Raw genomic sequence first — 25762 nt, 5'->3', positions numbered from 1 at the left:
TTGCGATCCGACCTGACAGGCGCAGATCGTGACCCGCCTATTCCGGCGACACAGGCAGACGGTCAATGACCCGCAAGATTTCGAAACTGGACAGGCGAAACTTCCTTTCGGCCTCCGCAGTCCTGGCCGGAGGCGTCGCCCTCAACGGCCTCCTGCCCGGCTGGGCGATCAGCGGGACGGAGGGCGCCGGGCCGGGCCAGACCACCCTGAACGGCCCTGACATTGATATCTCCGTTGGCCATGTCCGGGTGAAGATCGACGGCAAGCCTGGCCATGCCGTGGCCATGAACGGCACGGTCCCGGCCCCACTGCTCCGCTTCAAGGAGGGTCAGACGGCGCGGATCCGGGTGACCAACACCCTGGACGAAGACACCTCCATCCACTGGCACGGCCTGCTGGTCCCCTTCCTGATGGACGGGGTGCCTGGCCTGACCTTCCCGGGGATCAAACCGGGCGAGACCTTCACCTATGAGTTCCCGCTGATCCAGTCGGGGACCTACTGGTATCACAGCCATTCGGGCATGCAGGAGCCCATGGGCCATTACGGCCCGCTGATCATCGACCCGGCTGGGCCTGACCCCATAGCCTATGACCGCGAACATGTGGTCGTGCTGTCAGACTACAGCCGCCAGCATCCCCACGTCCTGATGCAGAAGATGAAGCAGCAGAGCGGCCTCTTCAATTTCCAGAAGCAGACCGTGGGTGGCCTGCTGGGCGGCAAGGACCAGACCTTCGCCCAGAGGCGGGAGTGGGCCAAGATGCTCATGGACCCCACCGACATTTCCGACGTCACCGGAAACGTCTTCACCTTCCTGATCAACGGCCATGGGCCCAAGGACAACTGGACCGGCCTGTTCAAGCCCGGCGAGCGGGTGCGTCTGAGGTTCATCAACGCCGCGGCCCAGACCATCTTCAACGTCCGCATCCCCGGACTGAAACTGACTGTGGTCGCCGCCGACGGCCAGAATGTCGAGCCGGTGGAGGTGGACGAATTCCAGATCGCCAATGCCGAGACCTATGACGTCATCGTCCAGCCCATGGACGACAAGGCCTATACCCTGGTCTCCGAAGCCGTTGACCGTTCCGGCAGGGGCCGCGCCACCCTGGCGCCGCGTCTGGGCATGACCGCCGAGGTCCCGCCCCTGCGCGAGCGGCCCCTGGGAACCATGCGCGACATGGGCATGGACATGAGCGGCATGCATATGGGCGGCATGCATGGGGGTGGCGGGCACACCATGGACATGTCCATGCGCAATCCCGACAACGCGCCTGGCGTGAAGATGGGCCCCGGCGTCCAGATGCTGTCGCCCATGCCCATGGACCGCAGCGCCGAGCCGGGCCAGGGGCTGGAGACCGCTGGCCACAAGGTGCTGGTCTATACCGACCTCGTCGCCCGCGACCCCAACCCTGACACGAGACCGCCGACCCGGACCCTGGACATCCACCTGACCGGCAATATGGAACGGTTCATGTGGGGGTTTGACGGCAAGAGCTATGCCGAAGGGCCGCCGCCCTATGCCTTCCAGGCCGGGGAGCGGGTGCAGGTGACCCTGATTAACGACACCATGATGGCCCACCCCATCCACCTACACGGCCACTTCTTCGAGCTGGCCTTCGGGCCCGACGGCCGCCATCCGCGCAAGCACACCGTCCTGGTCCTGCCCGGCGGCAAGGTGAGCTTTGACTTCACGGCCGAGACCGGCGACTGGGCCATCCACTGCCACATGGCCTATCACATGCATTCGGGCATGTTTCAGGTCTTCGCCGTGCGGAAGGCCGCCGCATGAGGCTGTCCCTCACCCTGCCAGGCGCCCTGATCGGCGCCCTCCTGGCCAGCCCGGCGGCGGCCCAGGACCACAGCCATCACCACATGCCGGGCATGGCCATGCCGGCCCCGACCGAGACGCAAGGTCCGCCGCCCACAGCCGACCCCGCCATCGACCCAGCCAACCAGAGGTCCGCCGACCTGGCCTGGGGCGCCGAGGCCATGGCCCGGGCCCGGCAGGTCCTGCGCTACGAACATGGCGGCATGCCCATGTCCAGGGTCGGCGCCGACCTCTTCGAATACCAGGCCCGCTCCGGTGAGGACGGCTATCGCTGGGAAGGCGAGGCCTGGTATGGCGGCGACATCCACCGGCTGGTGGTGAAGACCGAGGGCGAAGGCGGGGTCCAGGACGGCGTCGAGGCCGCCGAGGTCCAGGCCCTCTATTCCCGCGCCGTCGGTCCCTACGCCAACCTGCAGGCGGGCCTGCGTCAGGACTTCAGCCCCGGCCCGGCCCGTACCTATGCGGCGGTGGGCGTCGAGACCCTCCTGCCCTACTGGATCCACGCCCAGGGCGGGCTCTATCTTTCCACCAAGGGCGACCTGCTGGCCCGGGCCGAGGGCAGCTATGACCTGCGCCTGACCCAGCGCCTGATCCTCCAGCCCCGGGCCGAACTGAACTTCGCCGCCCGGGACATGCCCCGGCAGGAGACCGGCTCTGGCCTCTCCAAGGCCGAACTGGGCCTGCGCCTGCGCTACGAAATCCGCCGGGAATTCGCGCCCTATGTCGGCGTGACCTGGGAACGCGCCTATGGCCGCACCGCCGACTTCGCCCGGGCGGGCGGGCATGAGGTGACGAGCACCGGGGTGGTGGTCGGGATCAGGGGCTGGTTCTAGCGCGAATGTTCCTGTTTTGTTTCACGTGAAACAGGTTAATTTTCAACGACTTAGAGTTTTGGTCGGCCGCGCCGGAAATCGGCCTATACCATTGGAGCCAAATGGCCCAATGGGCCTGATCTGTTTCATGCACTGCCACCGCAACTCCGGTTTAGGGTAATTCTCGGTTAGCTTTTTCCCAATCGCTCAAGTCGGGCTTGTGCATCCACGAGTGAAACCCTCCTTCGTGACAATAGGCGAACACTATCGCGTCTCGGAAAAGCCGCCGCAGCGCATAATTCGTCAGTGGTTGTTTTCGGCGAAGAAACAGCATTCCATCTTCGGGCTTGCTGTTTGCGATTTCCCAGCCTTCGATCTGCGTAATGCTTGGAAATGCCTCTTTCGGAAGGTTGATCCTCACCTCAACCTCGTGTTGGGCACGACGATTTAGGCTCCGAGAATCGCGAAATAGCCAATATGGGCTCCTGGGTCGCCAAGCGCTTAGAATCCTGCGCTGAAGCTCGCGAGGGTAGTTGGAAAGCGTCGTCACAGGTGGCGAACCCCGGCATTCGATAAGTGATGGTAACCTCTGTGCTTAGAGGATTTAACCTTGCCACCCACACGCAACGTGAAAACAGAACTGCAGTGACTCAGTACGATATTGATCTGCCCTGGAATGACGGTGTCAGTGTACGAAACTCTGGAGCTCTTTTGATTCCACCCTCCAGGCGGCACAACACAACATTACCTCCTGAACTATCTCCTCAACTCCCTACCAGCCTAAACCGCCATTATGGCCGGCCCTATCACTTCCCGCCCAGCTCAACCACCGGGCTGAAGCCGCCATAGATCATCCGCATGCCGTCAAAGGGCATGGGGTTGGCTTCCTGGTCCATGCGGGGATCCTTGAAGTCCGCCGCCATCATCCTGGCGTTGGCGGCGTCGCGGGTTTCCTTGTCGGGCCAGGTGATCCACGAGAAGACAATGCTCTCGTCGTCCCTTGCCTGCACGGCGCGGCGGAAGTCGGTGACCTTGCCGTCCTTCACATCATCCTGCCAGGCTTCAACAACCTGTGTCGCACCCATCTCGATGAACATGGGGTCCGCCATCGCCGCATGGTCAATGAACTTCTGTTTGTTGGCGGTCGGCACCGCGATCACGAAACCATCGATATAGGCCATTTCACGTCCTCTCTCTGGAGTTACGGAGTTGGGGTGGCTGGGCACGAAAGCCTCGCAGCCCGTTTGTGAGGATGTTCACGCCCGGGCCCGGAATGATCAAGCCCGGCCCACCGACAAACCCCCTCACCGCTTCTTGCCCAGCTCCGCGGCAATATCCTTCACCATCCGGCCCACCTTGCGGTGGGCCGTGGTCAGCTGGTCGCGGGTCACGCCCCAGCGCTTCATCCAGTATTCGACCGCCTGGCGCTCGGAGAGATCCAGGCGGTCCTTGTCGATGAAGCCGCGCTTGTCCTTGAGGCCGGCCATCAGCCCTTGAGGCTGTCTGGAACCACGCCGCCGTTTTCGGCCAGCTTCTGCATGACGGCCTTGTGCAGGGCGATGTTCTGCTCTGCGGAACCGTCAGCGCCCACCTGGATGTTCAGCTCATCACCCAGTTCCTTGCGGGCCGAGAGGCTGGAGTCGAGGTCGAGCAGCTTCAGCAGGTCGACGATCGAGGTCTGCCAGTTGAGGCCGCCGCCCTTGCTGGCGGACAGGGCCGTCAGAACGGCTTCCACGTCCACCGGCGCGGGGGGCGGTGCTGGGGCCGCAGCCACCGGAGCCGCCTCAGCGACCGGCGCCGCCGGGGCGGCCTTGGCCTCATCCTTGTGGTGGAAAATCTTGTTCATGATCGAGCTGAAAATGCCCATCGTCGCCTCCGTGTGTGGTGTGAAATCCTGCCCTCGGCCTGATTAGTGGTGACCCTGACCGCGGCGGTCAATGAATACCGACGACAGACGACAATTCTGCGTCGCCTGAGTGCGGCTCTGGCCCAGCCCCCTTGCAACTTCCCCCCGCCCGGCGTTGATTTCCTCAAGCCCCAAAGAGGCGCTCAAAACGGGAGAGGAAACATGACGGACATTCTGGACCTTGGCGGGCGCGTGGCCCTGGTGACCGGCGGCGGTCAGGGGGTGGGGCGTCAGACGGCCCTGCAGCTGAGCGCGGCCCTGAATAGCGGCGGCGTGGTGGTCAATGACTATGTGCTGGAGCGCGCCGAGGCCGTGGCCGAGGAAATCCGCGCCGCCGGGGGCAAGGCCGTGGCCATCCAGGCCGACGTTTCCGACCTGGCCAACGTGAAGGACATGGTGGCCCAGGGCCGGGCCGCCCTGGGGCCTATCGGCGTGCTGGTCAACAATGCCGGAAATGCGGGGGCCAATCCCTCGCCGGAACTGGCCAAGCCCTTCTGGGAAACCGGACCCGATGTCTGGCAGAGCTTCATCGGCGTCAATTTCTATGGGGTGATGAACTGCACGGCGGCGGTCATTCCCGGCATGATCGAGCGCCAGGCGCCCGGCCGGATCATTACCATCATTTCCGACGCCGGACGGTGGGGGGACGCCAGCATGGAGATCTACGCCGCCTCCAAGGCCGGGGCCGCGGGCTTCATGCGCTCGGTGGCCCGCACCGTGGGCCGCCACCAGATCACCGCCAACTGCATCGCCATCGCCCTGACCGCCACCCCGGCGGTCCGCCGCACCCTGGAAGGCGATCAGGAGCGCCTGAAGCGCCAGATGGAGAAGTACATCATCCGCCGCCCGGGCCAGCCGGAAGACATCGCCAACATGGTCCAGTTCCTGGCCTCGGATGCCTCGCCCTGGATCACCGGCCAGGTCTATCCGGTCAATGGCGGCTTCACCTTCGCCCTCTAGGCGTCCTGTGAGTGAACTTCAGGACCAGCTCGCCGCCATCCTCGCCGATCAACTGGGCGATGAAGCCCTGGCCGGGCGGATGGCGGCCCATCTGCTGGAGGCGGGCGCCAACTGGCGTCCGCCCATCGTCCCCATGGCGGAGGCGGACAGCATCATCGCCTATGCCTTCGGCAACCGGCCAAGACAGGGGCCAGCCCCGCCCAATGACGCGCCCCTGATGGACAGGCTGGATGAGCCGGGGCCAGTCAACGCCGCCCTGGCCCGGGCGGTGGCCGAATTCCACGCCATCCGTCCAGCGCGCATCTTCGCCCAGTGGGAGGTGGCCCATTTCCTGAATGCCCGCCACGGCCTGACCGACGCCGTCTCCATCGAGCCGGTCCTGGGCCCCGACGGCCAGGTGATCTATCTGAGTACGGACGGAGTGGCGGCAGCGGCCCTCGCTGCGGGAGGCGGAGACCTGGGCAAGGTCGCCGTCGTCGCCCACCGCGACCACGCCAAGCGCTGCGTGAAGGTCTCCCGGGCCGCCGGCATGGACGCCTTCGTCGCCGCCGACATCCCCCTGCCCGCCGACTATGACCCCCAGTCCGGCCAGGCCTGGACCCGGTCGCGGGAGGTCTACCTGCTGCACGACCTGGCGGCCCAGTTCATGGGGTTGAGGGCGGAGGCGATCGGGAGGATGGGGAGTTAGGCCAATCGCTGGCTATGCGTTCTCTTTTTGTTCTTTACAACGAATGCGCCTCATGGTAGAGCTATGGGGATATCGTCGTAAAGGGTTCAGAGGGATTCATGGCGGAACGGGGAAGACAACAGCGGGCTGGGCCGGACATCAACGACTGGATGTTGGCGCGTAATACGCAGGTTCACGGGCCGAAGCGTCACCCGTCGGTGCGAGGTAGGCGAAGCCTTGATGGCCAGGCGGTGCTGGACCAGACACTGGCTGGCGCGCGGGGCGCGCAGGACGCCTTCACCTTCGGCCTGGGCGACAAGGTCTGGGCGGGCGGGAACGCAATTGGCGACGCCATTCAGGGCAAGGATCTGGTACGCGCCTATCGCGAACGGGAAGCTTCAGAGCGGGCGCGGGACCGGTATGACGAGCAGCATTTCAGAACAGCGCGAACGGCCGGACAGATTGCAGGAACCGGGGCCCAAATCCTGGCCCTGGGCCCGGCTGAAGGTCTGATTGCGGCGGGGGCCAGGATGACCGAGGCCGCCCCATTGATCGCGCGGGAGCTGGCTGTGATTGGTGCGGCCGGCGGGGCGAGCGGGATCGGAGGTCAGGCGTTTTCGGACCTGCAAAGCCGCAATCTGGGCTCCCTGGGCGACTATGCTGGAGCGGCATTTGGCGGAACGACCGGAGCGCTCGCAGTTAGGTCCGGGATGGGCGGCAGGGCAGGCGCGATCGATGGCGGCGTGACCTCGCTTGCCCAGGATACATTCAATCGTCGGCTGTCCGCCCAGTCCATAGACCGCGCCCGGGAGGCGGCGCTGGTCGGGGGAACACTTGGCGCGCTGGGCGGATATGCCGGGCGCAAGTGGTCAAGCTCCCAGACCATCCGGGACAAGGGCCTATTGGGCGAGGAGCTTTCAAAACTGCGCAGCCGGGCCCGCGGACAAAGGATCATGACAGGCGACGGAGCAAGAGCGCCGCACGACGTTCCAGGCGGCCGTACCATCCCGGATCATATCAGCACGGACAGAGCCGGGCAGAGGGCGAATGTCGTCGAGGCCAAGTTTGGCCCGACAGCAAGGCTGAGCACAGGTCAGAGGGCGGCATATGCAGGGGCTGTCGAAAACTATCGTGTCGATCATTTCCTGCCCCAGGACTTAGGCGCCGCCTTCGGCCTGCACATGGCCCAGATCGGCCGCAGCCACAGGGGCCGGGAACAAACGCTACCTACAGCCAAACCCCAACCGCGGAGGAAATAGAGATGGGTGTATCAGCCAGCTGGATTGCCCTGCAGGGACAGTACCGTGAGGCGGTTCTGGAGACCCTTGGGCTCACCGAGATCGGAGACAGCAGCGATTGCCTGACCGGCGACTATGCCTGCGCAGAACTGCCGAACGGATGGTTTGTGATCGTCGCCAATGACCGCACATTTGTCCTGAGCCAGGCCCTCAAGTCTGTGTCGGCCGGGCGCTCTGCCATAGGCGGCGAAATGAGCGAAACAGTCATGGTCAGTCAGCTCCATGGCTACGAGGATGGAAGGCCATCATGGTCAGTCGTTCACGATCCCGATGTGGATCTCGAGGGCGTGGAAGTTGAGGGCCTTCCCCCAGACCCTTTTTCTGAACTTCAGGCGCAGCTGACCAAGCAGGTGCAGGCGGAAGGAACTGATGAGGTGGACTGGATGTTTGATCTGGCCCTCGATCTGTCAGTCGCCATCTGCGGATTTCGGCCCGATGGAGAATCCCGGGCGGAATGGACTCAACTGACTTTGAAAACTGCCACCCCAAAGCCACGCACCGGAAAAAAGGCCTCCCTCCGCGCCGAGATGAAGAAGGAGCTGATCCCCTTCATGCTGGCCCGCGGCTGGAAGGAACAGACCGTTTTCGCAGCGGACAGCCCGGGTAACGGCTTCGATTTTTACCGCAGGATCGGGGTCTACAACTGCCGATTCTGGTTCGACTATTCCAGCTCACCTGATGTCTGGGTCGCGCCCGGATTTTACATCGAGGATTTCAGCACGGAAGAACATCGGGGGATCGTGCAGGGTGGACGCTTCTACAGGGTCCCCTACATACCCTTCTGGAAGAGACTGCTCGGTCTCGAAAAGCCGCCCCCTCCACCGCCTCTGCCGGAAGATCCAGTCGCCGACCAGATCGAGAAGGCCAAGGCCCTCGTGATCGACATGGAAGCCTTCATCGACACCGGTGAAGTGCGCCCGACAATCGAGTTGAGTTACCGGCGTAACGCCACCTCCTGGCCTGAAAAGCACGACTCCCCCGAGAGCTAACCCTTCGCCGTCAGCAGCCCCCTCCACCGTGCAATCTGCAGACGCACCTGCGAAGGCGCCGAGCCGCCATAGGAGGTGCGGGCCTCGCAGGAGGCCCGGGCGGTGAGGACGCGGTAGATGTCGGCAGTGATGCCGGGATTGAGGCCCTGGTACTGTTTGAGGGTCAGCTGGGACAACTCCACCCCCTTGCTCTCGGCCAGCTTCACGGCGGCGCCTGCAATATGGTGGGCCTCCCTGAAGGGGATCTTCAGGTTCTGGACCAGCCAGTCGGCGAGATCGGTGGCGGTGGAGAAGCCGGCGGCGGCGACGGTGGCCATGCGGGCGGTGTTGGCCTTGAAGTCCAGCACCATGCCGGTCATGGCGCGGATGGCCAGGTCCAGGGCGTCGAAGGCGTGGAAGACCGGCGGCTTGTCCTCCTGAAGGTCCTTGTCATAGGCCAGAGGCAGGCCCTTGAGCACGGTGTTGAGGGCCAGGAAATCGCCGCTGATCGGGCCGGACTTGGCGCGGACCAGCTCGGCGGCGTCGGGATTGCGCTTCTGCGGCATGATGGACGAGCCGGTGGAATAGGAATCCGATAAGGCGATGAAGCCGAACTGCGGATTGCACCAGATGACCATTTCCTCGGCCAGCCGCGACAGGTGACCGGCGCACAGGGTGAAGCAGGACAGGGTCTCCAGGGCGAAGTCGCGGTCGGCCACCCCGTCCAGGCTGTTGGCCATGGGGCGGGCGAAGCCCAGGGCCTGGGCGGTCATGGTCCGGTCGATGGGGAATGAGGTGCCGGCCAGGGCGGCGGAACCCAGGGGGCACTCATTCATCCGGGTCCGGGCGTCGGCCATGCGCGAGACATCCCGGGCGAACATTTCCACATAGGCCATCAGGTGGTGGCCCAGGGTGATGGGCTGGGCCGGCTGCATGTGGGTGAAGCCCGGCATGAGGCTGTCGGCGTGCTGCTCGGCCCGGGTGACCAGGGCCAGCTGCAGGTCCTTGACCTTGAGCTGCATGTCATCGAGGGCGTCGCGGACCCAGAGCTTGAAGTCGGTGGCCACCTGGTCATTGCGCGAGCGGGCGGTATGCAGACGCCCCGAGGCTGGGCCGATCAGCTCGCCCAGCCTTGCCTCGACATTGAGGTGGATATCCTCGAACTCCCGGCGGAAGGGGAAGGTCCCGGCCTCGATCTCGCTTATGATGGTTTTCAGGCCGCCCTGGATCTTCTCGCCGTCGTCGGCGGTGATGATCTTCTGCTTCACCAGCATGGAAGCATGGGCCTGGGAGGCGGTGATGTCCTGGCGCCAGAACCGGCGGTCCACATCGATGGAGACATTGATCTCCTGCATCAGGGCGCCGGGCTTTTCCGTGAACCGCCCGCCCCACATGGCCTGACCACCGCCTGTGGCCGCCTGGGCCACGGCGCGCTTTGGCTTGAGGGCCGTGGCGAGGCCAAGACCCGCTGACAGCGCGAAGCCGGAGATGAGATTGCGGCGGCTTTGCATGATGAGGGCGCTCCCGGTCTGGATGGTGACCCTTGCTAGGGGCCTGCCCGTTGGGGCGCCAGCGGAAACCGGGCGCCCTGCTCCCGCTGGGGTCCGGCGCCCAATATTGAGGCGGCGGTTTCGCCCGTCCCGGGGATCAAGGTCGGTGCAGACAGGGCCCGCCTTCTGGCGCTAAACAGGTTCAAAGCCAATCAGACCCACAAAGGGAGGGGACCATGGACCTCAAGGATCGCATCATCGTCATTACGGGCGCCGCCAGCGGCATCGGCCGCGCCATGGCCCATAGGTTTGCCAAGGAAGGCGCCAAGCTGATCGTCTGCGCCGACCGGGACGAAGCCGGCGCCCAGGCCACGGCGGCCGGGATGGGCGGGATCGCCTTCAAGGTCGACGTCTCGAACGAGGACGACATCAAGGGCCTGATCGACACGGTGGAGGCCAACCATGGTCCCATCGACCTTTTCTGCTCAAACGCCGGGATCGGCACGGGTGGCGGGGCCGAGACCCCGAACGCCGACTGGCAGAGGATCTGGGACATCAATGTCATGGCCCATGTCTGGGCCGCCCGTTACCTGGTGCCCCTGATGGCGGCCCGGGGCGGCGGCTATCTGCTGAATACCGCCTCGGCGGCGGGCCTGCTGTCGCAGATCGGTTCGGCGCCCTATGCGGTGACCAAGCACGCCGCGGTGGGCCTGGCCGAATGGCTGGCCATCACCCACGGCGACCAGGGGATCAAGGTGTCGGTCCTCTGCCCGCAGGCGGTTCGCACGGCCATGACCGCCAACAATCCCGATGGGGTGGCCAGCATTGACGGCATGATGGAGCCCGACTTCCTGGCCGAGGTGGTGGTCAAGTCGCTGGAGAAGGAAGAGTTCCTGATCCTGCCCCACCCCGAGGTGCTGGACTATATGCGCAACAAGACCAACGACTATGGCCGCTGGATCGGCGGCATGCGCAAGCTGAACCGGCGTTTCCAGGGCTAGTGGCAACCAGACCGACTGCGGCGGCATGCTGTCGCCGTAGTCCGTTTGCGCCATGCGGGGGCGAGGATCAGCGGCTAGGGTGACGCTACAGTCCCCAACCTGCTGATTTTCCCGCGATATCAGACAGCCGATTGGCATTTTGGGTTTTGTGCTCGTTCTTTCCAGAAGGCATGACCCATGAAAATTTTCCCGGCCCAGGCCCGTCGGGGGCTGACCGCCCTCTCCCTTCTGATCTGTGCGAGCCTTCCCGTTTCAGGCCTGGCGCAGACCGCAAGCCCGGCCCAGGCCGCCTTTACGGATTCCGCCGTCACGGGGCTCGGCGCCAATCGCCGGGTGGCGATCACCAGCGTCATCGTATCCTTCCAGTCCTCGGTCGCCGCCACCAAGCAGGGCGGCAGCGGCATGTTCGCCGACAAGACATCCTCCCAGTCCGTCCTGGCCATGCCGGTTGCGGACACCGTCATGCAGCAGGAAATCGCCGAGCAGGCCTATTCCCGACTGAAGGCCGATCTGACGGCGGCGGGATATGAGGTCCTCAGCGAAGGGGAGGTCACCGCCAGCCCGGTCTACCAGCAGATCACCAAGACCGCCGGCTTTCCGAACCCGACGAAGTTCGGAAACGCCCTGGGGGACGCCATGCTGGTGAGCCCGGCCGCCCTGACCCCATACCTGCCCTATGCTGCGGAAGGCAGCCAGTTCGAACAGCCCAAGTCCTATATCGGCTATCTGTCGCGGATGGGTGGCGCCAGCACCACCCCCGGCGGCCCAAGCATGGTCTCCATCGGACGGATCTGGGCTCTGCCTTCCCAGGAGGTCCAGCTGGCCAAGGCGCTCAACGCCCACGTGGTCAAGGCGACCTATGTGGTCACGCTTGGCGAGACGGCGACCAGCCGCAAGCGCACCCTGGGGGGCTACAGGATTGAAGAGAACGCCAAGGGTCAGGCCCTGGCCCAGGTTGGCCTGCTGGCTGACCAGACCCGGATCAGCTTCCGCACCGCAGACGGAAACGCCAAGTGGCAGAAGGTGTCCTATATGAAGCCCGCCCCGGCCAAGGACGGAGATGTCGTGGTGCGACTGGCCCAGTCCATTGAAGGCGGCACCGACCATTTCAGCCTGCGATCCTCAAGCAGTCAGGGCGGGCTGTTCAATCCTGGCGCCGACTTCCAGTTCCGGTTCTTCGCTGACATCAAGGACCCCGAGGGCTATGCCGCCGAGGTCAACGCCATGATCGCCGACGCCGACAAGGCCATGGTGGAGCTGGTTCGCAAATAGACCGGGACCTGGGCGCGCGCCGGTCAAACGGGATAGGCGACCCAGCAATTGACCTCTTCCTGAAACTCAAGTCGGGCAGGCTGCTCCTGGCTCCCTGACCCGAACAGGATGACCCGGACCCCTGGACGCAGGGCCTCGCCCATGGCCTCGAGATCCGCCACTGACCTGGGATGGTGGAGCCAGTAGTCCAGGCGGTCAAAGCTGGCGTTTGCAACAAAGACGCGGTGCATGACGGCAATCCTGGCAGGCCCGGAAACGACGGTTTTCAGTCAGCAACCTGAACGAATCGCCAACCGCTAGAAACAGTGGAGAACATCGGGCCGCCCACAAGGGTTTGTGCGATGTTTCCCCTTTGTCCCAGCCGATCGGCTGTCGGCTTCCCGACTATCGCCTCGCAGCGATCCAGTCATTCACCCGGCGCTCCAGCACCGGAAGTGGCATGGAGCCGGCGCCCACCACGAGGTCATGGAAGCCGCGCAGGTCGAACTTCGGACCCAGCTCCGCTTCAGCTTTCTTCCGCAGCTCCATGATCTTGAGCATGCCGATCTTGTAGCCCGTCGCCTGGCCTGGGAGGGTGATGTAGCGGCGGACTTCTGACCGGGCCTGATCCGTTGGCCGGCGGCCGGTCTTCATCATGTAGTCGACCGCCTGATCCTCGGTCCAACCCATGGCGTGGATGCCGGTGTCCACCACCAGCCGGGCGCCGCGGAACAGTTCGGCGTCCAGGCGCATGAAGTCTGCGGCGATGTCGGGATAGACCCCCATCTCCTTGCAGAGGGCTTCGGTGTAGAGGGCCCAGCCTTCGTTGTAGGCCACATAGCCATAGGTCTTGCGGAACTTCGGGGCGTCCTTCTGGCGAACCTGGATGTCCCCCTGCATGACGTGGCCCGGAACGCCCTCATGGCACATGAGGTTGTAGACGTCGGCCGGGTCGTCGGTATTGCCGAGCAGGTGCACATAGACCCGCCCGGGCCGGGCGCCATCGGGGCTGGGCCCGCCGGCGTGCGCAGCGCCGCCTGCAACCTCGCTGAAGGAAGGCTCACGCAGGACTTCCATCCGATAGGCGGGCAATTCGCCAAACCATTGCGGCAGCAGGGTCCGGGTATGGGCGATGGTGTCATTGGCGAGGCGGAGATAGTCCGCCCGCGCCTGGTCGGTCCAGAGGGTGGGCGGGTAGAGCCGGGCCCGCTCTGCGGAATAGGCCTCGCGATCCTTGAACCCGGCCTGGCGGGCCAGGGCGTCCTGGGCCGCCTCGATGCGGGTGACCTCGGCCAGGCCCACCTGGTGGATCTGCGCGGCTGTCATGTCGGTGGTGGTGTTCAGTCTCAGAGCCGCCGCATACCAGGCTGCGCCGCCTGGAAGCGAGACCGCGCCTGTGCGGCCAGAAGGCGCCCGGGGCAGTTCGCCCTGGGCCCAGGCGATGACCCTTTGATAGGCAGGGGAAACGCCCAGAAGGGCGAGCCGCGCCTCTTCAAGCAGGGCGGTGGCTTCTGCCTCCGAAACCTTGCCGGACGCCTGCAGCTTGCCGATCTTGCCCTTGATGTCGGCCCAGATCGGCGAGTCGGGCCCTTTGTCGAAGGGCGCCCCGCTGGTGAGGACCTGACTGCCGGCAATAACCCGCTCGATCTCGAACTTCGGCGCGTGGACACCCTTGGCCGTCGCCAGGCGGCTCTGGCCGATGGCGGTGTCCAGAACGGCCGGCATGGCCTTCAGGCGGGAGGTGTAGGCATGGGCGTCTGACGCTGACTGCACCAGGTGGGTGTTGATCAGGAAGTTCGGCAGCTCGGAATGGACCGAATAGAGGAAGGAATAGAAGGGCGGCTGATAACGGCGGTACTTGTAGGTCAGCTCGGCGCGATCCAGTTCCTGGGACCAGATGTCGTAATTGGCCTGGGCGGTGGCCGACAGCTTTGAGCGGTCAAACTGCGCCTTCATTTTCGCCACGCTTCCACGGCGCCAGGCCAGACGCTTCAGCAGGCCGGCGTCGCTGATATCGTCCAGCCTGTCCTGACCGTCCTTGAGACCCAGGCGGGTGGCCAGCTGGGGACGCAGCTGGATCTCCTGGGCGAACTCCCCGTCAAGGAAGGCCGTGAACCGGGCGTCCTCGGACGCGGCCGGGGTCATGGCGGAGGCCGGCGCCGGGTCCGCCGCGCGGGCGGCCGGCGATGCGGCCAGGAGCAGGGCCGCAATGGACGCGGCGGTCAGGAAGGAGAAGGATTTACGCATGGGAGCCCCGCAAAACTTTCGGAGACTCTAGACAGCCCTGCCGTCCTGACAAGGTCGGTCGGCCTGCAATGAAGGCGCCGCCGGCCGGGCGCCTAGCCGAGCGCCAGTGTCGCCGGGTCCAGGGGCGCCCGGAGGGGATAGTGATCGCCCAGCCACTGTATGCCGTCCATGGACAGGGTGGTCGGCAGGGTCAGGGCGCCGGCTTCATCCCGGACCATGGCGGTTAGATCCATCCGTGCGACCTCGGTGCGATACTTGCGCGACGGCGTGTCAGCGACCGTGATCTTCGCTTCACCGCTGATGATCTCCAGGATCGGTTCAGCCAGGAAGACGTTGAGCATGCCGCCGTGGGCCTCGAAGCCGACTTCGCCCCTGAAGGTCGCGCGGCCCTCGAGCTGCCCCTCAGCGTTCAGGGTCAATGCCGCCTCGTCCACGGGGAAGATGAAGCCGCCTTCGGCAGTGCGCTCGACGCCGCCGTCGATGGTGATCGTACCGCCAGCGCCTTCCACATAGCCCCGAAAGCTCTGCTTGACGCCCCACGAGAGGTGGGTGACCTGGAGTTGGCTGTCGCTGACCATCACTTCATCCTGTTCCGGGCTTCGTTCGGCCTCCCGAGTTCCACAAGTCGCCCGCCGGCTCAAGTGGGACCTTGCCAAAGTCGATGATCTTCGGGAAACCACTTCCGAAAATACCGCAGAGGCCGCCGAGCAAGAGGTCAGGCCCTGCTCCAGGGAGATGTTCGAAATGGCCGACAAAGCCAATGACCGCTACCGCCTGCTGGGCGGGCCGGGATCACCCTTTTCCCTGAAGATGCGCGCCGTCCTGCGGTGCCGGCGTATTCCCCACGACTGGATCGTCCCCCAGGGTTACCTGAGCGAAAGCGCCGAACTGAATGCGGCCGCCAAGGGCATGATTCCAGTCATGCAGATTCCGGAAGGCGACTACTGGGCGGACTCGACACCCATGATCCTGGCGCTTGAAACCCGGCATCCCGGCGTCCGGAGCCTGCTGCCTGACAATCCCGGGGACCGCTTCCTCTCCCTGCTGATCGAGGATTTCGCGGACGAGTGGCTGGTCCTGCCCTTCTTTGATTATCGGTGGGACGCGGAACTTGATCAGGACTTCTGTTCCCGGCGGCAGATGGCGGGCTGGCTGGGCGCCATGCCGAATGTGGAATTTGACGAGGTGGTCCGTAAATTCCGGGCGCGGCAGACCGGCGTCCTTGCCCGCCTTGGGGACCGCGAATTGAACCGTCCCCTGCTGAGATCCACCTATCCAGAGGTTCTCGAGGCCGTTGAAGCCCAGCTGGAGGTCAGCCGTTTCTTTTTCGGCGGCAGGCCATCCATCGGCGATATCGGGCTCTATGCCCAGCTGTTCCAGTGCGCCATTGACCCGTCAACTTCGGCGATCATGCGCCGGGACGCCGTGCGCACCTTCCAGTGGGTCCAGGATATGGATGATGCTTCAGGCATTGAGGGCGACTGGCGGAACCCCGCCTCGCCCATCGGCCCGGGCGTGGAAAGGCTGCTCAAGCTGATCGGCGAGGTCTATCTGCCCTACCTGGCCGCAAACGCCAGGAGTGTGGAGGCGGAGGAAAAGTCAGTTTCCGTTGAACTGCGGCATATGCCCTTTGTGGCCCGGACCAATCCATACAAGGCGCGGTGCCTTGGCGCCCTCAAGGTCGCCCTGGCGGACGCCATTACGGACGGCGCTGAGGACCTGGAGGCCACCCTCAGGCGGCATGATTGCTGGGATGCCCTGCAGCTACGTCCCGGTGAGCGGGACACCATCGCTCCGATAACGCCGACGGACACCGGAAAGCGGGCGGCGGTCGGCTAGAGCCCGCCGCGATAAGTGGGACCCGGTTATCGCGACAAGCGTGCTCTAAGCTGTTGAGTCAGAGCGCAATTTTACCCTTTAGACGACTCCGTCTAAAGGGAGCGCGCTCTAGGCCTCGTCCGTCGGTTTCAGGCGGGCGCCGATATGAGACTGACCACGGGCGGAGGCGAGCTCCACCTGATGCTGTCTTTCCCTGTAGGCGGCCCGCCGCTCGGGATCCCGCTGATCGTGGCAGGCGGGGCAACTGACACCCTCCTCATAGACCGCCGAGGCCCGATCCTCAGGACTGACCGGCATTCGGCAGGCATGGCAGAGGCCATGGGTCCCGAGGGCAAGTCCGTGCCCCACTGACACCCGCTGATCAAAGACGAAGCACTCGCCCTTCCACAGGCTTTCCGTCTCAGGCGTTGTCTCGAGGTACTTCAGAATGCCGCCGTCCAGATGGTAGACGGCCTCAATGCCCTCGGACTTCAGGAAGGCCGTCGACTTCTCGCAGCGAATGCCCCCTGTGCAGTACATGGCGACCTTCGGCGATGACCTGCCGGCCAGCAATTCCTCACGATGGGCGCGGAACCACTCAGGAAATTCACGGAAACTATCCGTCTGCGGATCAATGGCGCCATCAAAGGCGCCGACCTTGACCTCATAGGCGTTGCGGGTGTCGATCAGAATGGTGTCCGGGTCGCTGATCAGGGCGTTCCAGTCCGCCGGCGCCACGTACTGGCCGACATCCTTGAGCGGGTCGATATCGGGCTGGCCCATAGTGACGATCTCGCGCTTGAGCCGCACCTTCATCCGGTAGAAAGGCGGGGTCTGCGCCCCTGAAAACTTGACGGAAAGCCGATCGAACCCGGGCAGGCGCCTGATGTGGGCGACGACGGCGTCAACGCCAATCGGCGTTCCTGCTATCGTGCCATTCAGCCCTTCCGGCGCCACGAGCAAGGTGCCCAGCACCTCGTGCTGACGGCAGACAGCCTCCAGGTCCTGTTGCAGGGCGACGCAATCGGCAATAGCCGCAAACCGGTAGAGCGCCGCGACCCGGATGGGCAGGGTCAGGTCTGTCATGGGGTCGCTATTTCTTGCGATAGATGTCGCAAAGTGTGTCCAGCACTCGGACCGCAGCTGGATCAGCCAGGCGATAATAGATGGTCTGCGCCTCCCTTCGGGTGGCGACCAGGCCCTCGGCCCGCATCTTGGCAAGGTGTTGGGAAGCCGCGGACTGGGCCAGCTTGGCATGTTCAGCAAGGTCGCCGACCGAGGTTTCACCCTCGATCAGTCGGCACAGAAGCAGCAGCCTCTGCTCGCTGGCCAGCAGCTTGAGCAGCCGCGCTGCAGAACTGGCGCTATCCGCCAGCTCGGCCATTTCAGATAGCGTCGGGCGCCCGGTGAGCATGGTGGTCATATGCCTAGTGTAGAAGATACGCATTGAGGATCAAGATTTGGGGCCGGCCCTTGCCGTGGGCCTACTACTTCCCCTGGACCGGCAGGGCCACGCCGTCATCACGCAGCACAACATAGATCGCCGGAATGACCAGCACGGTCAGCAGGGTCGATGAGGCCAGACCAAACAGAAGCGAAATCGCCAGACCCTGAAAGATCGGGTCGGTGAGGATGACGGCCGCGCCAATCATGGCGGCGGCGGCGGTTAGCACGATCGGCTTGAAACGGATGGCCCCGGCCTCCAGCAGGACTTCGCGCAGGGGGCGGCCGTCACCCTGGCTGTGACGGATGAAGTCCACCAGCAGGATGGAATTTCGCACAATGATCCCGGCCAGGGCGATGAAGCCGATCATGGAGGTGGCCGTGAAGGGCGCCTGGAACAGGATGTGACCAATGACGATGCCCACCAGGGTAAGGGGGATTGGCGTCAGGATCACCAGGGGCAGGCGGAAGCTTTTGAACTGGGCCACCACCAGGACATAGATCCCCAGGATCGCCACGCCGAAGGCGGCGCCCATGTCGCGGAAGGTCACCCAGGTGATCTCCCATTCGCCGTCCCACAGGACCGAAGGCTTGCTCTCGTCAGTCGGCTGGCCGTGCATGAGAATGGCCGGCCTTTCGGCGCCCTTCCAGTCGGCCTGCTTCAGGATCCTGTCGACAGCCATCATGCCGTAGATGGGGGCCTCATAGGCGCCAGCCAGTTCGCCCATGACCATATCGACGTCCCGACCATCCCGTCGGAAGATGTGGGTGGAGCCGGGCTCGGTGGTCGCTGTTGCGACCTCGCCGAGGGAGACCAGACGTCCCCCACCTTGCGAAACGGCGACCGGCAGGGAGGAGAGACCTTCCCCCCAGCTGCGCGCTGACTGGGGCAGTCTGACCGAGATTTCCAGGGGATCACGACCTGCGCCCCTGTGGGCATAGCCCAGGACCTGGCCGTTCAGGGCGACAGCGATGGAGTCATAGACATCGCGATCACTGACCTTCAGGGCTTCCAGTCGGTCACGGTCGGGAACCAGGCGCAGGCTCGGCCTGGGCTGGCCATAGCTGTCATCGATATCGACAATGTAAGGCACAGCGTGGAAGGCGGCCTTCACCCGTTCAGCCACGGCGCGGCGGGTCGGGGCGTCTGGTCCGTAGACTTCAGCCAGCAGGGTCGCCATGACCGGCGGGCCGGGAGGCGCCTCAACCACCTTGATGGCGGCGCCGGATGGCAGGACGACACCAGCCAGCTTGCTGCGAAGGTCGAGAGCTATGGCATGGCTGGATCTGCGGCGCTGATCCTTGGCCGCAAGACCGACAGAGAGATCGCCCATCTCCGGCCGGTTACGCTGATAGTAGTGGCGGACCAGACCGTTGAAGTTGAAGGGTGAGGCCGTCCCGGCGAAGGCGTCGATCGCTGTGACTTCAGGCAGGGATCGGGCCATGACCGCCGCGTCCGAAAGCGCTCTCTGCGTCGCTTCCAGCGAGGTTCCCTCCGGCATGTCGAGCACCACCTGCAGCTCGGACTTGTTGTCGAAGGGCAGGAGTTTCACCGTCACGGTCCTTGTGGCGAACATGGCGCAGGCCACCAGGGTCGCGACCCCTACACCGATCAGGAAGGTCCAGGCCGCCTTACGGGTCCCGATAACCTTTGCCGCCAACTTGCGGTAGATGGCGCCGAGCCTGCCTTCATCATGATGACTGGCGCCGCCCTTGAGGGTCTTTCTGGCGAAGCGGACCATCAGCCATGGGGCGATAACCACGGCGACGAAGAATGAGAACACCATGGCGGCTGAGGCGTTGATCGGGATCGGCGCCATGTAGGGGCCCATCAGACCCGAAACGAACAGCATGGGCAGCAGGGCCGTAACCACCGTCAGGGTGGCGACAACGGTGGGATTTCCGACCTCGGCGACGGCGTCGACAGCGGCGTCGACCCGGCTGCGGTTATCGGCCATGGCCCAGTGCCGGGCAATGTTCTCGATCATCACAATGGCGTCGTCCACCAGGATGCCGATCGAAAAGATCAGGGCGAACAGGCTGACCCGGTTGATGGTGTAGCCCAGCAGGTTCGAAGCAAAGAGGGTCAGGAGGATGGTGGTGGGAATGACCACCGCCGTGACAGCCGCCTCCCGCCAGCCGATGGCGAATCCGATCAGGACGACGATGGAGAGGGTCGCCAGACCCAGGTGGAAGAGCAGCTCATTGGCCTTCTCATTGGCCGTCGCGCCATAGTCGCGGGTTATGGCTACGTCGAGGCTGTCAGGCAGGAGAGACCCCTTCAGGGCCTCAACCCGGGCCAGCACTGCCTGGGAGACAACGACGGCGTTGGCGCCCTTGCGCTTGGCGATGGCCAGGCTGACGGCGGGGGTCTCACTCCAGGCCTGACCGACCCGGGCATAACGCCAGGCCCTCGCCTGATCCTCGCGGGGCGCCTCGATTACCTTGGCGACATCGCGGACGTAGACGCTCTCGCCGCGGACCGAAGGCAGGGCGATGAGCCCGATCTCGGTCGCGCTGGCCAGGGTGCGCCCGGCCATGACATCGACGGCTTCACCGCCATTGCGGACCTGACCGGCCGGGAAGGCGCGGTTGGCCTGACGGACCGTATCCATCAAGGCGCCCAGGGACACCCCGTGCTGGGCCAGCCGGGCGGGATCAGGTTCTATGCGGATTTCCTGGGGGCGGCCGCCGACCGGGAAGGTCAGTCCCACATCATCGACCTTGGACACCTCGTTGCGCAGCTTGCCCGCAAGGTCGAAGAGCGCCTGATCGGTCCACTGTCCGGCCGCATCGGGCTTGGGGGACAGGGTCAGGACAAGACTGGGCACATCATTGATGCCCCGGGTCTGGATCAGGGGCTCGGGAATGCCGTCGGGTATCCGGTCATAGTTGGCGCGGATTTTCTCGTGGATGCGCACGGCGGCGGCGTCAGGATCGACGCCGACCTTGAACCTGGCGGTCACCATGACCTGGTTGTCGTCGGCGAAGGTGTAGACGTGCTCCACATCCGCCACGCTCTTGACGATGGTCTCAAGGGGCTTGCCCACCAGTTCAACTGCGTCCGGCGCACGCAGGCCGGGTGCAGCCACCATGATGTCGACCATGGGCACGCTGATCTGGGGTTCTTCTTCCCGCGGGATCGAGACCAGGGCAAGCAAGCCGACAGCAATGGCGGCCAGCAGGAACAGGGGCGTCAGGGGCGAACCTATGGTCGCCCGGGTCAGCCGGCCCGAGAGGCCAAGGTTCATCTGGCAGCTCCGACCGGAGTCAGGACGTCGCCGGCCCGAAGACCTGACAGCACCTCCAGGGTGTCATCGGTGGGTCCGGCCGTTGTCTGTATCGGCGTCTCGGACACTGATTGGTCGGCGCGGACCAGGCGGGCATAGTCGATCCCATAGCGGGTCGACACATACTTGCGGGGAATGACCATCGCCTGTCGCGCGCCGACCTTGACCCGGGTCCGCACCCGCTGGCCGATGAGGTCCTGCGGCAGTCCTTCAGCACTGACGTCGGCGGTCACCTGGCCACCGGTGATGGACGGATAGACCTGGATGATGACGCCACGCCGGGCCAGACCGCGGAGGTCCTCAGGCTCAAGCTCAACGCTGTCGCCGACCTTCAGGGCGCGGGCCTGGCCTTCCGGCAGCTCGATCCGGATGATCATGGGACCGGCGGTGATCCTGGCCAGGGATTGCCCCGGCATGACCACCGACCCCACAGGGACGTCGGCGACCAGCACCCTGCCCGCTGCAGGCGCCAGCACAGCGCCCTGGGCGCCCAGCTCGGCGCTTGCTCCACGAAGGGCGCGGGCAGAGGCGAGATTGGCGCTGGCGGCCTTGGCCTGGGCTTCCACCTGGTCCAGGCGCGCCTGGGCGTAGATGCCCTGAGCGAACAGGGCGCGGGTCCGAGCCAGATCTGCCTGGGCGCGGGCGGCCTCAGCAGCAGCGGCGTTGACCTGCGCGTCGAAGGCGCCGGTCTGAAGGGTCAGATGGTCGTCCTTGACCCGTGCGATCACCTGACCCTGGCGGACAAGGTCCCCCTCCTTCACATCGAGGCTGACCAGTATCCCGGAGATCCGGGCGCGGGCCTCAGCCATGTCCCGGGTCGTCAGGGTGGCGGGCACGGGCTTGTAGTCCCCGACCCGTTGGCTGCGGACAGTCAGTTGATCTGCCTTCGCGGCCTTTGCTACTGCAGGCGCAGGAGCGCGGGCCTCGCCACAGCCGCCGATCAGCAGGACAGCGCCCAAGGCGCTGAACAGTCCAAGCCTGGACGCCATGACGCTTCTCCCCGATCCGTTACGACTTGCCGCGCCTAGCCCTTGACCGTCGGCAAACCAGCGGCCTTCCAGGCCGCGAGACCGCCGGCCAGATGGGTCTCGATCAACTCACCGGCCTTGCAGCACTTTTCCACCGCCATGGCCGAACGCTTGCCACCGGCGCATTGCAGGACAACGGTCTTGCCGTCGGCCTTTGGGAGGTCTGCCGGCGCGAGCCGCGACAGGGGCGCGTTCACTGAACCCGCAATGCGTTCGGCGACGAATTCGTCGGGCTCGCGCACATCGATCAGCAGGATCTGTCCTGCATCAAGGCCAGCCTGAACCTGCTGGGGGGTGAGATCCTTGGTCTTGGGGGCGCCGAACATGTTGATTGCTCCTCAGGCTTGGGCGAGGTCAGGGACCGCACAGAAAAGGTTTGAAAGGGTCTCGACCACAGCGCGGGCCTGGCCGCACTGAAGTCCGTAATAGATGGTCTGGCCGTCCCGGCGGGCGGCGACAACGCCATCCCGGCGCAAGAGACCGAGATGCTGTGAGGCAAGGGTCTCCCGTACCCCCAGCATTTGCGCCAGGGCGCCGACGGACTGCTCTCCCTCAATCAGGGTGCAGACGATCATAAGCCTGTGCGGGTTGGCCAGGGCCTTCAACAGGTCGCAGGCGTCATCCGCCGAAGCCTTCATGGCGAGAGCATCTAATTTCATAGTTGCGTATATTCATGTATGCACATATTAAGTCAAGCAATGTCGGTGTGACATCGGACCTTTTCGCACGGTGGAGCGTTAGCCGATCTGGGCCCCAGGCAAGACCGCCCGTCGGGCCGGGGCCAGCGAGCAAGGAGACAAGCCATGTCGAAGCCAAGAATTGTGATCCTGGGCGCTGGTCTGGGCGGAGCGATTGCAGCCTTCGAGGTCAAGGACGCTGTCGGCGACAAGGCCGAGGTCAGCGTCGTGTCCCAGGGTGACACCTTTCACTTTGTTCCCTCGAATCCATGGGTTGCGGTTCACTGGCGCAAGCGGAACGCTATCGAGGTCAAGCTGCCCCCGGTCTTCCAGAAGCGGGGAGTCGCCTTCAGCGGAGTTGGCGCCAGGCAGGTTGTCCCCGACAAGAACCAGCTGATCCTGAATGATGGCGCGACCGTCGACTATGACTACCTGATCATCGCCACCGGGCCGGATCTCGCCTTCGATGAAATCCCGGGCCTCGGGCCAAACGGCGGCTTTACCCAGTCCATCTGTCATGTGGATCATGCGGAGTCTGCGGCGGCCGCTTTCGACAAATTCGTGCAATCTCCCGGCCCAATCGTCGTGGGCGCTGTGCAGGGCGCCTCATGCTTCGGGCCAGCCTATGAATTCGCCATGATCCTCGACACCGAGCTTCGGCGTCGCAAGATCCGCGACAAGGTGCCCATGACCTTTGTTACGTCTGAGCCCTATGTGGGCCACCTCGGGCTGGACGGCGTTGGCGACACCAAGGGCCTGCTCGAAAGCGAGATGCGCGAGCGGCACATCAAGTGGGTGACAAACGCCAAGGTCACCTCGGTCGAGGCCCGCGTCATGCATGCCGAGGAAATCAATGAAGACGGATCGGTCAAGCAGACCCACGACCTTCCCTTCGCCTACTCCATGATGCTCCCGGCCTTTCGCGGCGTCGGGGCTGTCCGGGGTGTGGAAGGCCTGACCAATCCTCGTGGCTTCATCATCATCGACAAACACCAGCGCAATCCGACCTTCCCGAACGTTTTCGGTCTCGGCGTCTGTGTAGCGATCGCTCCAACCGGCAAGACCGCTGTCCCGGTCGGAGTTCCCAAGACGGGTTTCATGATCGAGAGCATGGTGACCGCCATCGCCCACAACATGGGTGAAATCTTGGACGGCAAGGCGCCAACCCATGAGGCTACCTGGAACGCCTTCTGCCTGGCAGACTTCGGAGACGGCGGCGTCGCCTTTGTCGCCCAGCCCCAGATCCCGCCGCGGAACGTCAACTGGTCGGCCAGCGGCAAGTGGGTCCACCTGGCCAAGGTCGGGTTCGAAAAATACTTCCTGGGCAAGATCAAGCGCGGGGAGAGCGAACCCTTCTATGAAAAGCTGGCCTTGGAGGTCATGGGTCTGCGGAAGATCAAGGAGTAGTCATGCGCCAGTTCGTCTGTCCGGCCTGTGGTACGGCGAACAGGTCGCCTGAAGACAGAGATCCCCTGTCCGCCAAGTGTGGTCGCTGCGGGGAAAAGGTCTTCAGCGGCCAACCGGTCGAGGTCACCGGCAAGGGTCTGGCCGCCCATCGGGCGTCCACAAAGGGTGCGGCGGTCCTCGTGGACGTGTGGGCGCCCTGGTGCGGCCCATGCCGGGCCATGTCCCCCAACTTCGCTGCTGCTTCGAAGGTGCTCGAACCCGATGTCCGTCTGCTGAAGCTGAATTCAGAGGCCGAGCCCCAGGCTGCCTCGGACCTCGGCGTCTCTGGAATCCCGGCCCTTCTGCTCTTTCGGGACGGCAAGCCAATCGCAAGGTCGGCTGGCCTGATGAGCACCCAACAGATCGTCGCCAGGACGCGCCAGGCCCTCGCAGGCGTCTGACGCCAGCACATATGGAGATGCCCGAATGACCCTTGATCGAGCTGTCTTTGCCTTCCTGGGATGCGTCATCCTGTTGGGCGTCGCCCTGGCGCACTATGTCCATCCCTGGTGGATCGGGCTGACCATCTTTGCAGGACTGAATGCGCTCCAGACCTCAGTCACCGGGTTCTGCCCGGCGGCGATCGTCTTCAAGAAGCTGGGGATCGCCCCTGGTGTAGCCTTCAAATAGCAGTGCCGGCCTGCGGCTGGCGATATGCCACCGCAGGCCAGACTGTCCCGTACTCAGACAGCGTTCAGCGGGATCTTCAGATAGCGCACCCCATTATCTTCCGCCTCTGGCAGGTGTCCCCCACGCATGTTCACCTGCACGGACGGCATGATGAGACGGGGCATGCCCAGCTGACTGTCGCGCGCCTGGCGAAGGGCGACGAACTCGGCCTCAGTGGTCCCGGCGGCGAGATGGACATTGTCGCGAGCTTGATCCCCGATTGTTGTCTCCCAGGCGAAGGTGTCGCGTCCCTCGGCCTTGTAGTCATGACAGAGAAAGACGCGGGCCTGCTGCGGCAGTGAGAGAAGGCGCTGAATGGACTGGAAGAGCGTGCTGGCGCTTCCGCCCGGAAAATCGCAGCGGGCGGTCCCATAGTCAGGCATGAAGAGCGTATCGCCAACAAAGACCGCATCGCCGATCACATAGGCCATGCAGGCCGGTGTATGACCGGGCACATGCAGGGCCATGGCCTTCAGGCCGCCAATCCCGAAGGCATCGCCGTCCTGAAACAGGTGGTCAAACTGGCTGCCATCGCGGGCGAAGTCCGGGCCGGCGTTGAAGAGGGTCCCGAAGGTTTCCTGCACCCGGGTGATCAGGCCGCCAATCGCCAGGCGACCGCCATGGGCGCTCTGGAGATAGGGCGCTGCTGACAGGTGGTCGGCATGGGCATGGGTTTCCAGTTGCCAGACCACATCGAGGTTACCTTCCTTGATGAAGGCGCTGATCTGATCCGCAGACCTGTAGGATGTGCGTCCTGAAGCAGCGTCATAGTCCAGAACACTGTCGATGATGGCGCAGGCCGATGATCCAGGATCCCGGACCACATAGCTGACCGTGAAGGTCGCTTCATCGAAGAACGCCTTGACCAGCGGGCGCTGCCCCGGATCGGTCAGCCCATTGGAAATCAGGGCGCTGGCGCGGGAAACAACACTGTCGACGGGGGAACTCATCGGAAAACTCTCAGC

The 25762-nt window shown here is 64.5% G+C and carries 26 protein-coding genes; 12 read left to right on the top strand and 14 right to left on the bottom strand.

The features are described from left to right. Nucleotides 1-65: 65 nt before the first annotated feature. Nucleotides 66-1787 carry a copper-binding protein gene (locus tag CFE28_04345; GenBank protein OYU69300.1) on the top strand — a complete coding sequence of 574 codons (1722 nt, stop codon included), beginning with the start codon at nucleotides 66-68 and terminating at the stop codon, nucleotides 1785-1787. Beyond that, on the top strand, nucleotides 1784-2659 hold the full coding sequence (locus CFE28_04340; GenBank protein OYU69299.1) for a copper resistance protein CopB: 876 nt from the start codon (nucleotides 1784-1786) through the stop codon (nucleotides 2657-2659). Before CFE28_04345 ends, CFE28_04340 begins: the two co-directional genes overlap by 4 nt. 785 nt (nucleotides 2660-3444) lie before the next feature. Here the strand turns inward: CFE28_04340 and CFE28_04335 are convergent. The 3 genes from CFE28_04335 to CFE28_04325 form a co-directional block, all read right to left on the bottom strand. After that, nucleotides 3445-3819: an RNA signal recognition particle gene (locus CFE28_04335; GenBank protein OYU69298.1), complete on the bottom strand. Its 375-nt coding sequence runs from the start codon at nucleotides 3817-3819 to the stop codon at nucleotides 3445-3447. Between the two features lie 123 nt (nucleotides 3820-3942). Continuing rightward, nucleotides 3943-4125 (bottom strand): DUF3606 domain-containing protein, encoded by a 183-nt coding sequence (locus CFE28_04330; protein ID OYU69297.1) that lies wholly within the window; start codon nucleotides 4123-4125, stop codon nucleotides 3943-3945. Next, nucleotides 4125-4505, bottom strand: a complete 381-nt coding sequence (locus CFE28_04325; protein OYU69296.1) for a hypothetical protein — start codon at nucleotides 4503-4505, stop codon at nucleotides 4125-4127. The genes CFE28_04330 and CFE28_04325 overlap by 1 nt, the downstream gene beginning before the upstream one ends. Before the next feature lie 201 nt (nucleotides 4506-4706). Here CFE28_04325 and CFE28_04320 point away from each other — a divergent pair, with 201 nt between their 5' ends. From CFE28_04320 to CFE28_04305, 4 genes are all read left to right on the top strand, one after another. Continuing rightward, nucleotides 4707-5504: an oxidoreductase gene (locus CFE28_04320; GenBank protein OYU69295.1), complete on the top strand. Its 798-nt coding sequence runs from the start codon at nucleotides 4707-4709 to the stop codon at nucleotides 5502-5504. A 7-nt stretch (nucleotides 5505-5511) separates the two neighbouring features. Beyond that, nucleotides 5512-6192: a hypothetical protein gene (locus CFE28_04315; protein ID OYU69294.1), complete on the top strand. Its 681-nt coding sequence runs from the start codon at nucleotides 5512-5514 to the stop codon at nucleotides 6190-6192. A 230-nt stretch (nucleotides 6193-6422) separates the two neighbouring features. Further along, nucleotides 6423-7430 carry a hypothetical protein gene (locus CFE28_04310; protein ID OYU69293.1) on the top strand — a complete coding sequence of 336 codons (1008 nt, stop codon included), beginning with the start codon at nucleotides 6423-6425 and terminating at the stop codon, nucleotides 7428-7430. A gap of 2 nt (nucleotides 7431-7432) precedes the next feature. Further along, a complete protein-coding gene (locus tag CFE28_04305; GenBank protein OYU69292.1) occupies nucleotides 7433-8458 on the top strand; it encodes a hypothetical protein in 1026 nt (341 codons plus the stop codon). Here the strand turns inward: CFE28_04305 and argH are convergent. Further along, nucleotides 8455-9831: an argininosuccinate lyase gene (argH, locus tag CFE28_04300; protein ID OYU71547.1), complete on the bottom strand. Its 1377-nt coding sequence runs from the start codon at nucleotides 9829-9831 to the stop codon at nucleotides 8455-8457. The two genes, CFE28_04305 and argH, sit on opposite strands and share 4 nt — an antisense overlap. A gap of 332 nt (nucleotides 9832-10163) precedes the next feature. On the opposite strand from argH, the gene CFE28_04295 reads away from it, so the two are divergent. Together CFE28_04295 and CFE28_04290 are read left to right on the top strand one after the other, a co-directional pair. Then, nucleotides 10164-10928: a short-chain dehydrogenase gene (locus tag CFE28_04295; GenBank protein ID OYU69291.1), complete on the top strand. Its 765-nt coding sequence runs from the start codon at nucleotides 10164-10166 to the stop codon at nucleotides 10926-10928. A 177-nt stretch (nucleotides 10929-11105) separates the two neighbouring features. After that, nucleotides 11106-12200: a hypothetical protein gene (locus tag CFE28_04290; protein ID OYU69290.1), complete on the top strand. Its 1095-nt coding sequence runs from the start codon at nucleotides 11106-11108 to the stop codon at nucleotides 12198-12200. Between the two features lie 23 nt (nucleotides 12201-12223). Here CFE28_04290 and CFE28_04285 read toward each other — a convergent pair whose 3' ends face one another. The 3 genes from CFE28_04285 to CFE28_04275 all read right to left on the bottom strand — a co-directional run bounded on the left by CFE28_04285 (nucleotide 12224) and on the right by CFE28_04275 (nucleotide 15004). After that, nucleotides 12224-12430 (bottom strand): hypothetical protein, encoded by a 207-nt coding sequence (locus CFE28_04285; protein OYU69289.1) that lies wholly within the window; start codon nucleotides 12428-12430, stop codon nucleotides 12224-12226. 154 nt (nucleotides 12431-12584) lie between these two features. After that, a complete protein-coding gene (locus tag CFE28_04280; GenBank protein ID OYU69288.1) occupies nucleotides 12585-14426 on the bottom strand; it encodes a DUF885 domain-containing protein in 1842 nt (613 codons plus the stop codon). Between the two features lie 92 nt (nucleotides 14427-14518). Then, nucleotides 14519-15004 carry a hypothetical protein gene (locus CFE28_04275; GenBank protein ID OYU69287.1) on the bottom strand — a complete coding sequence of 162 codons (486 nt, stop codon included), beginning with the start codon at nucleotides 15002-15004 and terminating at the stop codon, nucleotides 14519-14521. Between the two features lie 157 nt (nucleotides 15005-15161). Between CFE28_04275 and CFE28_04270 the strand changes: the two genes are divergently transcribed. Next, the gene (locus tag CFE28_04270) at nucleotides 15162-16265 is read left to right on the top strand and encodes a glutathione S-transferase (GenBank protein OYU69286.1); all 1104 of its coding nucleotides are present in this window, start codon (nucleotides 15162-15164) and stop codon (nucleotides 16263-16265) included. Between the two features lie 108 nt (nucleotides 16266-16373). Here the strand turns inward: CFE28_04270 and CFE28_04265 are convergent, their stop codons facing one another. The 6 genes from CFE28_04265 to CFE28_04240 are packed head-to-tail and all read right to left on the bottom strand — an operon-like array spanning nucleotide 16374 to nucleotide 22664. Continuing rightward, entirely contained in the window at nucleotides 16374-17330 is a 957-nt protein-coding gene (locus tag CFE28_04265) for a hypothetical protein (GenBank protein OYU69285.1), read from the bottom strand. 7 nt (nucleotides 17331-17337) lie between these two features. Beyond that, nucleotides 17338-17691 carry a transcriptional regulator gene (locus CFE28_04260; GenBank protein OYU69284.1) on the bottom strand — a complete coding sequence of 118 codons (354 nt, stop codon included), beginning with the start codon at nucleotides 17689-17691 and terminating at the stop codon, nucleotides 17338-17340. 40 nt (nucleotides 17692-17731) lie between these two features. Beyond that, complete coding sequence (locus CFE28_04255; protein ID OYU69283.1) at nucleotides 17732-20938, bottom strand: multidrug transporter AcrB; 3207 nt, start codon at nucleotides 20936-20938, stop codon at nucleotides 17732-17734. Continuing rightward, nucleotides 20935-21966, bottom strand: a complete 1032-nt coding sequence (locus tag CFE28_04250) for an efflux transporter periplasmic adaptor subunit (GenBank protein OYU69282.1) — start codon at nucleotides 21964-21966, stop codon at nucleotides 20935-20937. The genes CFE28_04255 and CFE28_04250 overlap by 4 nt, the downstream gene beginning before the upstream one ends. Before the next feature lie 35 nt (nucleotides 21967-22001). Further along, nucleotides 22002-22331, bottom strand: a complete 330-nt coding sequence (locus tag CFE28_04245; protein OYU69281.1) for a sulfurtransferase — start codon at nucleotides 22329-22331, stop codon at nucleotides 22002-22004. A 12-nt stretch (nucleotides 22332-22343) separates the two neighbouring features. Continuing rightward, nucleotides 22344-22664, bottom strand: coding sequence for a transcriptional regulator (locus CFE28_04240; GenBank protein ID OYU69280.1), 321 nt, complete (start codon nucleotides 22662-22664; stop codon nucleotides 22344-22346). Between the two features lie 144 nt (nucleotides 22665-22808). On the opposite strand from CFE28_04240, the gene CFE28_04235 reads away from it, so the two are divergent. Genes CFE28_04235 through CFE28_04225 form a run of 3 tightly spaced genes read left to right on the top strand, consistent with a single transcriptional unit; the run spans nucleotide 22809 to nucleotide 24758 of the window. After that, entirely contained in the window at nucleotides 22809-24089 is a 1281-nt protein-coding gene (locus CFE28_04235) for a pyridine nucleotide-disulfide oxidoreductase (protein ID OYU69279.1), read from the top strand. A gap of 2 nt (nucleotides 24090-24091) precedes the next feature. Continuing rightward, on the top strand, nucleotides 24092-24529 hold the full coding sequence (locus CFE28_04230; protein ID OYU69278.1) for a thiol reductase thioredoxin: 438 nt from the start codon (nucleotides 24092-24094) through the stop codon (nucleotides 24527-24529). A gap of 25 nt (nucleotides 24530-24554) precedes the next feature. Continuing rightward, the gene (locus CFE28_04225) at nucleotides 24555-24758 is read left to right on the top strand and encodes a sulfurtransferase (protein ID OYU69277.1); all 204 of its coding nucleotides are present in this window, start codon (nucleotides 24555-24557) and stop codon (nucleotides 24756-24758) included. 53 nt (nucleotides 24759-24811) lie between these two features. On the opposite strand, the gene CFE28_04220 is transcribed toward CFE28_04225, so the two are convergent. Then, the gene (locus CFE28_04220; GenBank protein OYU69276.1) at nucleotides 24812-25747 is read right to left on the bottom strand and encodes an MBL fold metallo-hydrolase; all 936 of its coding nucleotides are present in this window, start codon (nucleotides 25745-25747) and stop codon (nucleotides 24812-24814) included. Nucleotides 25748-25762: the final 15 nt, after the last annotated feature.

The sequence above is a fragment of the Alphaproteobacteria bacterium PA2 genome, from assembly GCA_002256425.1.
Classification (GTDB): Bacteria; Pseudomonadota; Alphaproteobacteria; order Caulobacterales; family Caulobacteraceae; genus Phenylobacterium.
The sequence above is the reverse complement of the archived record's forward strand: the minus strand, read 5'-3'. Positions and strand labels throughout refer to the sequence as shown.

Excerpts from the sequence above, each read along its gene's own strand:
- CFE28_04260 (OYU69284.1), bottom strand. The coding sequence starts at position 17,691 with ATGCGTATCTTCTACACTAGGCATATGACCACCATGCTCACCGGGCGC.
- CFE28_04275 (OYU69287.1), bottom strand. The coding sequence starts at position 15,004 with ATGGTCAGCGACAGCCAACTCCAGGTCACCCACCTCTCGTGGGGCGTC.
- argH (OYU71547.1), bottom strand. The coding sequence starts at position 9,831 with ATGTGGGGCGGGCGGTTCACGGAAAAGCCCGGCGCCCTGATGCAGGAG.
- CFE28_04325 (OYU69296.1), bottom strand. The coding sequence starts at position 4,505 with ATGGGCATTTTCAGCTCGATCATGAACAAGATTTTCCACCACAAGGAT.
- CFE28_04230 (OYU69278.1), top strand. The coding sequence starts at position 24,092 with ATGCGCCAGTTCGTCTGTCCGGCCTGTGGTACGGCGAACAGGTCGCCT.
- CFE28_04255 (OYU69283.1), bottom strand. The coding sequence starts at position 20,938 with ATGAACCTTGGCCTCTCGGGCCGGCTGACCCGGGCGACCATAGGTTCG.
- CFE28_04270 (OYU69286.1), top strand. The coding sequence starts at position 15,162 with ATGTTCGAAATGGCCGACAAAGCCAATGACCGCTACCGCCTGCTGGGC.
- CFE28_04295 (OYU69291.1), top strand. The coding sequence starts at position 10,164 with ATGGACCTCAAGGATCGCATCATCGTCATTACGGGCGCCGCCAGCGGC.
- CFE28_04245 (OYU69281.1), bottom strand. The coding sequence starts at position 22,331 with ATGTTCGGCGCCCCCAAGACCAAGGATCTCACCCCCCAGCAGGTTCAG.
- CFE28_04280 (OYU69288.1), bottom strand. The coding sequence starts at position 14,426 with ATGCGTAAATCCTTCTCCTTCCTGACCGCCGCGTCCATTGCGGCCCTG.
- CFE28_04240 (OYU69280.1), bottom strand. The coding sequence starts at position 22,664 with ATGAAATTAGATGCTCTCGCCATGAAGGCTTCGGCGGATGACGCCTGC.
- CFE28_04320 (OYU69295.1), top strand. The coding sequence starts at position 4,707 with ATGACGGACATTCTGGACCTTGGCGGGCGCGTGGCCCTGGTGACCGGC.
- CFE28_04340 (OYU69299.1), top strand. The coding sequence starts at position 1,784 with ATGAGGCTGTCCCTCACCCTGCCAGGCGCCCTGATCGGCGCCCTCCTG.
- CFE28_04225 (OYU69277.1), top strand. The coding sequence starts at position 24,555 with ATGACCCTTGATCGAGCTGTCTTTGCCTTCCTGGGATGCGTCATCCTG.
- CFE28_04335 (OYU69298.1), bottom strand. The coding sequence starts at position 3,819 with ATGGCCTATATCGATGGTTTCGTGATCGCGGTGCCGACCGCCAACAAA.
- CFE28_04235 (OYU69279.1), top strand. The coding sequence starts at position 22,809 with ATGTCGAAGCCAAGAATTGTGATCCTGGGCGCTGGTCTGGGCGGAGCG.
- CFE28_04285 (OYU69289.1), bottom strand. The coding sequence starts at position 12,430 with ATGCACCGCGTCTTTGTTGCAAACGCCAGCTTTGACCGCCTGGACTAC.
- CFE28_04305 (OYU69292.1), top strand. The coding sequence starts at position 7,433 with ATGGGTGTATCAGCCAGCTGGATTGCCCTGCAGGGACAGTACCGTGAG.
- CFE28_04330 (OYU69297.1), bottom strand. The coding sequence starts at position 4,125 with ATGGCCGGCCTCAAGGACAAGCGCGGCTTCATCGACAAGGACCGCCTG.
- CFE28_04290 (OYU69290.1), top strand. The coding sequence starts at position 11,106 with ATGAAAATTTTCCCGGCCCAGGCCCGTCGGGGGCTGACCGCCCTCTCC.
- CFE28_04265 (OYU69285.1), bottom strand. The coding sequence starts at position 17,330 with ATGACAGACCTGACCCTGCCCATCCGGGTCGCGGCGCTCTACCGGTTT.
- CFE28_04250 (OYU69282.1), bottom strand. The coding sequence starts at position 21,966 with ATGGCGTCCAGGCTTGGACTGTTCAGCGCCTTGGGCGCTGTCCTGCTG.
- CFE28_04220 (OYU69276.1), bottom strand. The coding sequence starts at position 25,747 with ATGAGTTCCCCCGTCGACAGTGTTGTTTCCCGCGCCAGCGCCCTGATT.
- CFE28_04345 (OYU69300.1), top strand. The coding sequence starts at position 66 with ATGACCCGCAAGATTTCGAAACTGGACAGGCGAAACTTCCTTTCGGCC.